The sequence below is a fragment of the Clostridium sp. genome (assembly GCF_051650885.1).
Taxonomy (GTDB): Bacteria; Bacillota; Clostridia; order Clostridiales; family Clostridiaceae; genus Clostridium.
On sequence record NZ_JBOFRG010000035.1, the window covers coordinates 1 to 11,712 of the forward strand.

The 11,712-nt window shown below is 27.8% G+C and carries 12 protein-coding genes and 1 pseudogene; 1 reads left to right on the top strand and 12 read right to left on the bottom strand.

The genetic code is table 11. The annotated features are described in order from the left end of the window. From ACRC28_RS01195 to ACRC28_RS01215, 5 genes are all read right to left on the bottom strand, one after another. On the bottom strand, positions 1–368 hold a 368-nt coding region (locus ACRC28_RS01195; protein ID WP_438541628.1), incomplete at its 3' end, for a DUF4004 family protein. After that, positions 356–1,051, bottom strand: coding sequence for a hypothetical protein (locus tag ACRC28_RS01200; protein WP_438541629.1), 696 nt, complete (start codon positions 1,049–1,051; stop codon positions 356–358). The genes ACRC28_RS01195 and ACRC28_RS01200, both read right to left, overlap by 13 nt. Then, entirely contained in the window at positions 1,044–1,778 is a 735-nt protein-coding gene (locus ACRC28_RS01205) for a hypothetical protein (RefSeq protein WP_438541630.1), read from the bottom strand. The genes ACRC28_RS01200 and ACRC28_RS01205 overlap by 8 nt, the downstream gene beginning before the upstream one ends. Positions 1,779–2,049: 271 nt before the next feature. After that, on the bottom strand, positions 2,050–3,048 hold the full coding sequence (locus ACRC28_RS01210; RefSeq protein WP_438541631.1) for a L,D-transpeptidase family protein: 999 nt from the start codon (positions 3,046–3,048) through the stop codon (positions 2,050–2,052). Further along, a complete protein-coding gene (locus ACRC28_RS01215; protein WP_438541632.1) occupies positions 2,963–3,658 on the bottom strand; it encodes a hypothetical protein in 696 nt (231 codons plus the stop codon). Before ACRC28_RS01215 ends, ACRC28_RS01210 begins: the two co-directional genes overlap by 86 nt. A gap of 204 nt (positions 3,659–3,862) precedes the next feature. Here ACRC28_RS01215 and ACRC28_RS01220 point away from each other — a divergent pair, with 204 nt between their 5' ends. Continuing rightward, complete coding sequence (locus tag ACRC28_RS01220) at positions 3,863–4,402, top strand: biotin transporter BioY (RefSeq protein ID WP_438541633.1); 540 nt, start codon at positions 3,863–3,865, stop codon at positions 4,400–4,402. A gap of 127 nt (positions 4,403–4,529) precedes the next feature. Here the strand turns inward: ACRC28_RS01220 and ACRC28_RS01225 are convergent, their stop codons facing one another. The 7 genes and pseudogenes from ACRC28_RS01225 to ACRC28_RS01255 all read right to left on the bottom strand — a co-directional run. Next, the gene (locus ACRC28_RS01225; protein WP_438541634.1) at positions 4,530–5,933 is read right to left on the bottom strand and encodes a hypothetical protein; all 1,404 of its coding nucleotides are present in this window, start codon (positions 5,931–5,933) and stop codon (positions 4,530–4,532) included. 138 nt (positions 5,934–6,071) lie between these two features. Beyond that, positions 6,072–6,683 carry a GyrI-like domain-containing protein gene (locus ACRC28_RS01230; protein WP_438541635.1) on the bottom strand — a complete coding sequence of 204 codons (612 nt, stop codon included), beginning with the start codon at positions 6,681–6,683 and terminating at the stop codon, positions 6,072–6,074. Positions 6,684–6,749: 66 nt separating this feature from the next. Beyond that, complete coding sequence (locus ACRC28_RS01235) at positions 6,750–7,646, bottom strand: helix-turn-helix transcriptional regulator (RefSeq protein ID WP_438541636.1); 897 nt, start codon at positions 7,644–7,646, stop codon at positions 6,750–6,752. 194 nt (positions 7,647–7,840) lie between these two features. Continuing rightward, positions 7,841–8,959, bottom strand: a complete 1,119-nt coding sequence (locus ACRC28_RS01240) for an RNA-guided endonuclease InsQ/TnpB family protein (protein WP_438541637.1) — start codon at positions 8,957–8,959, stop codon at positions 7,841–7,843. A gap of 136 nt (positions 8,960–9,095) precedes the next feature. Continuing rightward, positions 9,096–9,248 (bottom strand): annotated as a pseudogene (locus ACRC28_RS01245) (peptide deformylase); the annotation flags it as partial. Positions 9,249–9,337: 89 nt separating this feature from the next. Then, positions 9,338–11,179: an SEC-C metal-binding domain-containing protein gene (locus ACRC28_RS01250; RefSeq protein ID WP_438541638.1), complete on the bottom strand. Its 1,842-nt coding sequence runs from the start codon at positions 11,177–11,179 to the stop codon at positions 9,338–9,340. A gap of 27 nt (positions 11,180–11,206) precedes the next feature. Further along, positions 11,207–11,712, bottom strand: a 506-nt coding sequence (locus ACRC28_RS01255) for an SEC-C metal-binding domain-containing protein (RefSeq protein WP_438541639.1), incomplete at its 5' end; no start/stop codon positions are given.

The window sequence follows — 11,712 nt, forward strand, 5'->3', positions numbered from 1 at the left end:
ATTAGATATAGTATTTCTTCATTGTTGTATTTTTCTTTTTTTTCTATTAGTTTTGATGATTTTTCTAATATATATTCTGATATTATTTTATTTTCTATTAAGGTTTCTCTAGTCATATACCCGTCTTTTAGTTTTCCTGAGAATTTTTCTGCAAGCTGGTCTAGAGAAAGTATGTCTTTTAGTTTTTTTATTTCTTCTATTCTATTTAGCATTTTTTCTTTTGGAAAGTAGGTTTCTTGCCCTGTTGTAGCACTTTTTTTTATGAACCATTCTTCTGGTATTATGTTTTTTCTTTTCCATCTATATAGTTGTCCATATGATATTTTTGTTTCTTCTAAAAGTTCTTTTTTTGATATTAGTTTTTCCATATGCTTTCTTTTACCTTGCTTTCTTTGTGAATTTTTAGATTTCCTTTTGCTTCTACATAGTCTATTATACAGTTTTCTCCTATGATAACTTCTTCCCCTCTAACTTCTTTGCATGTTGTATTTTCTAGATAAATATAGTCTCCTTCTATAGTTTCTACATTTAGAGTTCCTTTTTTATTTATAAATAGTTTTTCATATTTCTTTATAACTATTTTTTCTCCACCAATTTCTTTTATTTTTGAGTTTCCAAGTAGCTTTATTTCTATATAATCATGGCTTAAAAGCCCTCCTATATGAGCTTCTCCACCTAAATAAAAGCTATCTCCAATGCAGTCTTTTTCTACTGTAAGTTCTCCATTTATTTTGCTTTTTTTTATTTTAAAGTCGTTTTTAACCTTTACTTCTCCACTTACTTCAAGTTCTTCCCCTTCTAATGTTTCTGTAATTTCTATATTTCCTGCCACTTTTAATTTTTTTCTTATGTTAAAGTTTTTTAAGCAATTTAAGCTTCCAACTATTTTTCCTTCATCTATGATAAGATTTTCTATTGCTTTTCCTTCTCCACAAATTTTAAGTTTTTTAGTAGTACATTCTCCTATAAATTCCCCTTCGCCTACTATCTTAACGCTATCAAATTCTCCTTCTCCTACTATGCCTTCCCCTATTATTTTTATATTATCCATTTATTTTTTCTCCTATATAATTTTTATTTTTTACAATTCCACCATTTTCTATTTCTAAACTTTCACTATAGTTTACCTCTTCTATAATAGAGTCTTCTCCTATAGTTATATTTTTCCCATTAACTATTTGTCCCTTAACTCCTTCAAGAAAAATAGTATCTCCTTCAATTCTTTCACATTCAATTTTTCCTTTTAACATATCTTTTATAAAAGATTTTTCTCTTCTAGCTAATTTTATTCTTATATTTTCTCCACCAATTTTATTGATTCTTGATTTTCTATCTGAAATAATTTCTATATTATCTGCTGATAATAATCCTAGAACTTTTATAAATCCTTCTGTTTTAATTTCATCACAAATGCAGTCACCTTCAGTAATTATACCTCCCATTCCTTCAATTCTTTTAAATTCTATCTTTCCTAAGGACCTTACTTCGCCATCAACTTTTAAAATCTCACCTTTTACTTCTTTTGATAATTTAAGGCTTCCCTGTGCAGAAAGCTTTTCACACTGAAGACTCCCTTTTATATTCACATATCCATCTACAGATATTTCTTTCCCTTTAACATTTCCACTCCCTGTACAAGTTCCATTTACAGATATATTTGTTCCCTCAATATCACCATTTAACTTTCCTACACCATTTATCGAAACCTCATTATATTTTCCACTCCCTATACTTCCAACACCATTAAACGCCATATTCATTTTCTTATTTATATCCATTTTCTTCTTACACCTCATCACATTGTTTTATTATCTCTTTAATTCCTGTCTATATCTTTACTTATTAACGTAACATTGTTTTATTAATTACAATATATACTATTTAATCTTTCTTTTCAAGTATTCATTTGTATATAATTTATTTTTTAAATCAAAAAACTCTATGACAAGACCAAGCCTCTTACAAAGCTGATTCTTATCATAGAGTTCTAATTCCATTTTTTAATTAATATGTTACCTATTAGCTAGGATATCTTTGATTTAATACTTTTTAGTAATTTTTTAAGTTGTCTTCACTTGTTGTTATTATTATTTGTGCTCCTGGCTTTACTTCTTTCATCATTCTAAGCATTTCATTTTCTGGAATGCTTACACATCCTGCTGTATTGCCTTTTCCATTAGCGTGTAGGAATATAGCTGAACCTTTTCCTTTTGTATTGCTCATATTGTATCCAATAACTAAGCCATACTTGTATTGCTTTGGAAAAGCTATCATATGCTCACCTTTTTGGTCTGTTCCTTCATACCATTGATTGTAGTATTTGGAGTTTACATCATCTACAAAATATGAATTCTCTGTTATTTGTCTATATTGAAAAGATGTTCCTGGGTTTCCACCCATTCCAAATCCATAAAGAATTGGATAAACTCCTGTTGGTGTTTTTCCATCTCCTTCTCTCTTGTTTGAAGCAGATGTCATTCCTCCATACCCAAGCCTTCCATTTACTTTAATAGTTTCTTTAAATTCATTTCCACTTTTATTCCATAAGGAAACTTTTCCACCTATTACTGTTATTATTTGATTTGTTCTACTTGCTGTTTTTGTTTCTGCAACTTTTTGAGCTAAAGTTTTAACTTTTGGTTTTTCAGGCTTTTGCTCTGGCTTTACTTCTGGCTTTTTCACTTCTTCTTTGTTCTCTGCTACAGGTTTTTTAGCTTCTTCTTTTTTCTTTAAATCTTCTTTCTTTTTTTCTTCTTCAGCCTTTCTTTTCTCTTCTAACTTTTTCTTTTCCTCTTCACGTTTTTTCTCTTCTTCTGCCTTCTTTTTTTCTTCTAATTTTTTCTTTTCTTCATTAAGCTTTTTTTCTTCCTCTAATCTCTTAGCTTCTTTTTCTCTTTTTTCCTTTTCTTCAATTTCCCTTTTAGCAGCCTCTTCTTGCTCTACTTTACTGCTAGCTACGTCTTTATCCTCTTTTTTTAGAACCGTAAACATTACCCCAAATACTAACGCTGTAATTCCAATTCCTAAAATCATTTTCTTTATATTCACTTTCCTCATTTCCCCTTTCCACTCCAAACTCTATTTCACATAGATATTTCTTTTTCTCTCTAACATCTACACCTAAATACTTTAGTCTTCTCTTTTTCAAATCACCTTCATATAAATTATTTCCTCTTAACTTTGTTAAATCTTGAGGTCTTATTAAATTAGGTGGCTTGTCCCAATCTAAAATATTACTCTCTTTCAAAAGATGATATACAAATTCTGAACATAAAAATCTGTCCTGAATATCTTTTTCTTTATTTAATAAACCATAAAATAATCCTCTTGTGTTATATTTATACCTATGTCTATTATCTATATATTCTTGAAAAAGACTTCTGAACTTTCTATATTGCTCTTTTGAAACTTCTAATTCAATTATTTTTCCTAGCAATCTTTTTTGATGCTTATATAATCCTTCTGTTACATCTTCCTTTTTTAATACACCTATAAATGGATTATAAGTATATTTTCTACTAAATCCATACATTTCATCTAAATTTTTATCTAAAGAAATTGCTGCATGAGTATAAGTAGCACCTGTAACTAATTTAATTACATTTGATAACCCTGAATTTGTTCTTGTTAATACCACATATATATAATATTTTCTCATTTCAATCTTCTCTAAAACTCCCTTTACAAAAAATTTATTTTTCTTGTCCTTTTATAATACCATATTTGTTCATTTTTTATACATAATTTATTGTTGTTTAATATTTTTCTACAGTTCCAATTGTCACCCACTTAAATTTAATTAGTTGACAATAAAAGTTTTTAATATTAATATGTAAATATATTACTTTTAAGGAGAGTTTTTATGAAAACAAAAAATCTTATAATTTGTTCTTTATTTGCAGCTATAGTTTCTATACTTGCACAAATATCAATTCCACTTCCAGGTTCTGTACCATTAACAATGCAAACTCTAGGTGTTGGACTTTGTGGAATTTTATTAGGTTCTAAAAAAGGATTTATTAGTATTTTAATTTATGTAATGCTTGGTGCTATAGGCGCTCCAATCTTTGCAAACTTTACAGGTGGAATTGGAATAATTTTAGGTCCAACAGGTGGATTTATTTTATCATTCCCTATAATGGCCTTTATAATTGGCTTTATAAGTGAAAGAACTGATAAAAAAGCCTTGATATTTATTGGAATTATTTTTAGTGTTTTAATCACATACACTATTGGAGTACTTCAATTTTCATTAATCACAAATTCAAGTATTTACAAAAGTATTCTTGTATGTGTAGCTCCCTTTGTAGTAACTGATTTATTAAAATCTATTTTAATAGTTTTAGTTGGATTAACTCTGAAAAATCATAAAGGGATTAAGCGTGTTCTACCAGCTCTTTAAACTTTTGATTTTAGTTATGAAGGATTTACTTTTAACCTTTCTTTAATTAAATATATCTATTTGCTCCTAAAAATAAAAGTTTTGCCTAGTAAAAATTAATTTTACTAAGCAAAACTTTTAATAAATACTATTGTGAATAATCATTTATATTTAACTCTTCTGATTTCCATAATAATTCTGTTCCATACATAATAACTCTATAGATATCTCCTTTTTCTAATTCATTTTCAATCTTCTTTGTTTTTATATCCATCACTTTAACCTTTCCTAATTTATCTATATATGCTATGTCTCCATTACTAACTACAACATTTACTACTTCTTTTTCAATTTCTTCATCATTTACAAATAACTTTCCACCTTTAGATAAATATATAATAGCTTCCTCACTCTGAATCAATTTATACTGTCCTGATATTTCTTCTGCCTCTTGATCTATTAACTTTACACTTCCATCTTCTAGTTTTAAATACTTTCCATCTTCAACAAAAAATATATCCTTATCCATTACTACAAATCTATTTCCTATCCCCTCTACTGCTTCTGCTTTTTTAGTATTCAAATCATATTTTTTTACTGTATCTCGTGATTCATAACTCTCTTCTTCTCCCCATTCTTCAAATTCACTATAATATATTGTATCTCCAATTCTTTTACATGCTATCCCTATTCCATTTCCAGTAAATACATTTCCTCCTAACTCATGTCTTCTTCCCTCTTTATCTACATAAGTTATACTAGATGTCCCATGCATTTCATTATAATTTCTCTGTATCTCATAACTTCCATCGTCCCCAAGCTCAATCTCACTATACGAGTAATTTTCTATCTTTTTTTCATTACTTTCAATATTTAATATAATACTTTTTTCCTCTTCTATTTTCTCATATGAAACTATTTTCCCTGCGCTACTTATATTAAAACTTCTTACATTTTCATCAAGTATTTTAGCTTCTTTCCAGTCAGACTTAATAACTTTTAATGTATTAAATTTATCTAAAAAATAGATATACTCCCCATTATCTGATATTTTAAGATTAAATGAAGTATTATAGTCATAATCTGCCTTCATTTTTTCTATAAGCTGAAATTCTCCTTTAGAGTTCACCATATACAATTCATTATCTGAATTTAAAATAACAACCATACTTCCATCTTTTGAAACTTTATATGGCTCTATGCTTTTATACATCCCTCCTTGCGCTAAACCAAATTTATTCCCCCTTGTCTTTCCTACCTCTAGCTCCCTATTTTCTTTCTTAGTTTTTGCTATTATTTTTTTACTATCTTTAGATACCCCAAATGTTGTTTCAAGTTTATGTGCATATGAAACACTAAATGGGTCTACATTATCTGCCACCTTTTCCATATCCTTATCTGCTCTTTTTTCAAAAAGTTCATTTGAATTATTTACAATAACTAATGTATTATCTTCTTTTTTTATAACCTCCTCTATTGTCTCACTTTTCCCACAGCTACTTAATCCAAGTCCAATTGCTATCACTAGTCCAAGCACTAATATCTTTTTCAAATTTAAGTCCCCTTTTTATTACTCTTCTTTTCATATATATCCATCTCTCTTTTTTTATATTCTAATAAAAAATCTTCCCTACACATTTTGCTTTTATTTTCAGAAAAAGGCTACCATCAGTTGACAGTAACCTTTCTCTTATTCAATTCCTTGTCTTATTATTGTTTTAAGTTTTTCTTTTGCAGTTTTTCTTGGATCACTTAAGTATATTTCATGATGTTTCCCTCTTAATTTGTATCCATTTTCAATAATCTCTTCATGAAGTTTTTGGACTGTTTCCCCTTCTTCGCTATATGGTCCTATATATAAAGTTTCATACGCTTCTCCTTCTGTGTATTCAACATGTCTTACTTCCCTTATATATTTATATAATTCATCTTTTTCTAAAGCTTTTTTTCTTTTTTCTATATCTTCTTTCTCTACAAACTCTGGCAATTGTATCATCATAGTCCATTTCCATTCTTCTTTTTTATCTTGAATAAAATTTCTATAATCATCTGACCACCATAGTCCACTTAAGGGCATTACTACAAAGTCTTTTCCATTCTTTTTGTATTCCATTTTCACTCCATATGCAATTTTATAAAGAGATACAACTTTATTTAAGTACTCTTCATTTTCATTAGGATTCCCCATTCCATCAATTGCAATATAGTATGCTTTGTCGCAATATACCTTTTTAAACTCACCTTTTTTCACATTAAATAATTCTTTGTCTACTTTTTTTAAATCTACTTTTGTTATAACCATGTTTCTCACTCCTTTTAACTTCTTACCTATATATTAAAATAAGTAATAAGACATCTTTATGTCCTATTACTCATATCTTTTTTGCATATTAAAAATTTTTTTCTTTATTTTTTCTCTTAGGAAAATTGGTTCTAAAACTTCTAGTTTATCTCCAAATCCTAAAATCATACTATCAATCCATCTACTATAAGGAAATTTTACTTTTATAATCATTTCATTTTCTTCTTCTTTTAAAATTTCATAATCTGAAAAATTTTCTTCTATAGCATTTTTTATTTCTTTACTTACCTTTAATTTTATCTCTATTTTTTCTATTTCCTCTTTAAATAAATTTTCAGTTTCTATTTCTCGTTCTTCAAAATTTTCTTTTAAAATATTCAAATTTTTTATTCTATCTAATTTAAATATTCTCATTTCCTTTTTCTCTAAACAATAGGCATAGATATACCAATGAAGTGCTTTAAAGATAATTTTATATCCTTCTACTTTTCTTTTAGTTTTTTCTCCATTCATATTGCTATATTCAAATTCTATATAATTATTTTTATTTATAGCATGGTCTAAAAGATTTATTTTTTCTGTTATTTCTTTTCCTTTTCCCCATTTTGAAAAATCTATAAGGAAATTATTTTTATTTTCTTCTTCAACCAGTGAAAATTTATCTATTAGTGATATTACTTCTTTATTTTTATAAGTTTCATTTATTCCATCTAATAAACTTTTTAAAAGTGCTACTTCGCCTTTTGTCATAGAAGCTTTATTCACTTTATATGTGTCTATTATTCCATAACCTCCATCATATCCTTGATATGATATTATAGGAATTCCTGCCTCTTCTATTGTTCTCATATCCCTTGTTATAGTTTTAATTGACACATTGAATTTTTCTGAAAGTTCTTTGGCCGTTACCTTTTCTTTATTATTTAATACCATAATTATTGAAATTAACCTATCTATCTTCATATTCTCAAAATACCCTTTATTTTATATAATTATCTCTTCAAAATGATCTACCTCATGGTCAACTACCCCCACATGAAGAAGTGGGAGCTTGTAACTCTACTACACGAAGTACAAACACTTATTGTTTAAGCTCCTTCCTCAAACGTAGGATACCATAGGGTGGTTGACAACACCCCTATCTAACTAAGATATACTTAATTAGTTTCCTTCATGGAATTATTATGATGATACTCAATTCCCATCTGCCTAAGATTTAATGCACCAACTCTGTCATCATTAGACTTGTAATTACAAGAATTACAAATAAAAGTATGAGTCTTTTTATCTCTATTGTCCTTATGGGTATAGCCACATTTAGGACATTTTTGGCTTGTGAATTTAGGATCTACATCTATGACCTTAATACCATTCATTAGTCCTTTGTATTCAATCATTTGTCTTAATTGAGCAAAAGCCCAACTCATACGATAGTAGCGATAATTATGGTGTATCTTAGTATTTATATTAATATTAGTTAAATCCTCTAAGACAATTAGACTGTCTTTTTTAGCAAAACCTATAAGTGCCTTACTAACACAATGATTAACATTGGTTTGATAACGGTTTTCTTTACCCGAAAGCTTTTTAAGTTTTCTTTTGGCAGATTTTGTTTCTAAAGATTGTAAGTCTTTACGTTGTTTTAAGAATTTAGCTTTTTTAGAGATTATTTGTTTTCCATTTATAAATAAATGATTATTATTAGAGTCGGTTGCAGTTAATAAAAATCTCATACCTAAATCAACACCAACAATATTAGATATATTATTTGGTTCTTGGATTTCTTTTTTTACAGAAATATGTAAAAAAAATTTACCTTTCTTATAAACTAAAGTTCCAGTTCCAAACTTAAAAGAGCCATCAAAATAATGTTCTAATCCTTTTGTTGTATAAGGTAATTTAATTCTTTTATTAACTGTTCCTATGCTAATTAATCCGTTCGATAGGAATGAATAGTCTCTATTATAGGAATATTGTAATTTGGATTTTTTGTATAAAGCTAAAGTGTTTTCTTTATTAGCTTTCATACTTGCATAAGTACCTGCTACTACTGAACAAACGTTACAAGCCATTTGAGATTTTAAATTATAAATTTCTCTAAGTTCTTTATAAACAATGTTTTGTAATTTTTTCATAGAAGATAACAAATTATTGTTATAAGCTACTTTAGAAGTATAATTTAATGCAGATTTAATACAACTCATAGTTTCTATAAGTTGTGCTTTTTGCTCTTCATTTGGTAGTAATTTAACTTTTGCAGTAACAACAAATTCCATTTTACAATTTTCCTTTCATATTTTCAGTATATTAATATCATATCACAATTTACTGAAAATAATATAGAAAAATAATGGCAATTCCTCCCCTCTTTCATTTCATTTAGAAGAGGGAGAATCCTTGCCTATTTTAGTTAACTCCTATCACATTTGCTACAAGTCCCACGCATCCTTCTAGGTTTGCTTTTAAAGTATCTTCTAAATCATTAACTACTTGCATATCACTTTTAGTTGCTTCTGTAGATTTTTGAGATAGAAATATTATATCTTTTACTATGTTCTTAACCATTTTACATCTCCTTTAATTTATCTTTAACACCACCTGATAATGTTTTTAACTTCTCTGTTCACTCTAACTTATTACTTCTTAACTGATTCTTATTTAACCTTTGTGAAATCAACCTCTATTACATTTTTCCCACAACACTTTTTAAATTTTTTCCCACTTCCACAAGGACATTCTTCATTTCTGCCTACTTTTACACTATTTATAACTTCATAATTTTTATTTTTAAGCTCATTTTGGCTAAATCCTTTTAACTTCCAACATGGTACTTTATTAAATGTTTCTATTATGCGTGCTTCAAATTCTTTTTTTGCATAGTCCGGCATTCCATAGGTATCATCTATATGCTCACTAATTTCATCTCTAGATTCTAATTGATACATGCAATATAAAGATTTTATTTCTTGATGTTTTTCTTGTTCATTCATATCAAATTGTGCAAAAAATTCTCTTAATTCTTTAAACTTTTTCCCATGTATCATTTCATCTATAGATTTACTCTCTAATATCTCATCTTTTGAAAACTTTTTGTAATCACCATCTGCATCAACTATTTCAATAACTTCTTCTATACATGTCACTTCCTTATTTATTATGAAGTTGTCTACATACATAATCTCATCAATCTCTATTTCCATTCCCATTATAAGTTCTAACTCTTCTACACCCATATCTTCATTTACAAGTTCATATTCTTTAAGTGAATCCATGACATCATTTTCTTCTATTACACCATAAACCCTAACTAGACCTCTTATAAATTCTATTATTTGTTTATGCTTCTTCATTTCCTCTATATCAAATTCAAAATCTTCTATTATTTCTATTAGTTCTTTAGGAACAAAGATATTCATTCCCTTTTCTATATCTTTTGCCAGATATGAAATTCCAATTCCCTCCATTATTGCTATATTTTCAAATATATCAATATTTTCAGCTTTCACCATATAACTATTATTCTTTAAAGTTAATAAATCATTATACATCGACTCTGAAATATTCCTAAAGATTTTATTATAACTTTCCGTGCAATTTTTCAAGTACTTCTCTTTTAAATCAGCTTTCTTTTCACTTTTTTTATATCTTATTTCAAGTATGTCTAATAAGTCTTTTATCTCATCTTTTGTTCTATCTTCTATTAATTTTTCTAGACTCCAACTTGTCTTTCTCTTCATACTACGTGAAACCCTTTTTTCTAGTTTCCTAGCAATTTTTTCTACCTCTCTTCTTGAAAATTCATCTTCAAAAACTTCTCTAAACATATTTTCAAACATATCTTCAATATTTCTGCCTGCCTCATTACCATATATGTCCTCATCCTCAATATCTTTTCTGTTTTCTATCTCTTTATCTAACTTTGCTTTTGTTATTAACTTTGTTTTATTATTTGGTAAATATCTTTTTTCTGCATTTAAATCACCAGTATATCCACATTCACCTTCTCTTGGTGAGTTTGTTCTACCAATCTTATTATTCCTTATAATAATTTCTATTTGCGGCTCATCTTTCCCTAATACTACCTCTTCAACAATTTCACCCATTAAGTCAGTAGATGTACCAAAATCATATTCATAAGTAAATTTGCCTCCTACCATCAATACTTCTCTTAATCTAATGTTTAAATCTGGTTCCCATTCCTCTGCATAGGAATTATAACACTCTTCATCAATTCTAAATGCACTTAAATGTCCACAACACTCACACCATATATCCCTTAAAAATCTATCTAACTCTTCTAGTCTAAGACTTGCATCCATCATAATATACATATAATAATCTTTTACATATTTATCAGTTATTTTTATAATGAACCCTTTTCTTTCTTCTTTCCCTTTTTTTATCTCTCTTTCATGAAGTGCCTTACATGTCTTTGCATGCCTTTTAGCAGTTCCTCCTGTAACTTCCTTACCACAAAAATAACATTTTCCCGTCATCCCCTTTTCTCCTTTGCTTTTCAAAATTTATTTTTTAAAATCAACTTGTATTACAGTTTTTCCACAACACTCCTTGAATTTCTTTTTACTACCACAACTACAAATTTCACTTCTTTTTCTTTTGATTTCATTTATAGTTTTATAATTTTTATTTTCTACTTCATTTTTGCTAAAGCCTTTAAGCTTCCAATTTGGCATATTATTAAACACTCTAAGTACTTCTCTGCTATGCTCTTCTTTCATAGAATCAGGCATATCATAGTTTTTATCTATATGCCTTATTACTGCTTTTTCTGAATCTGTACTTAATTGATATCTATCATACATTTCTAATATTTCTTCTTCTACACCTTCTTCTCCAATATCAAATTGTCTTAAGAAGTTTCTTACATTTATAAAGCTTGATTTTCTTATTTCTTCTTCCATTGGTTTAATTTCTAATACTTCTTTTTTAGTGAATCTCTTGTATTCACCTTTTCTATCCATAACCATTCTAAGATTTTCAACAAATGCAATAGCACTGTCTAGATAAT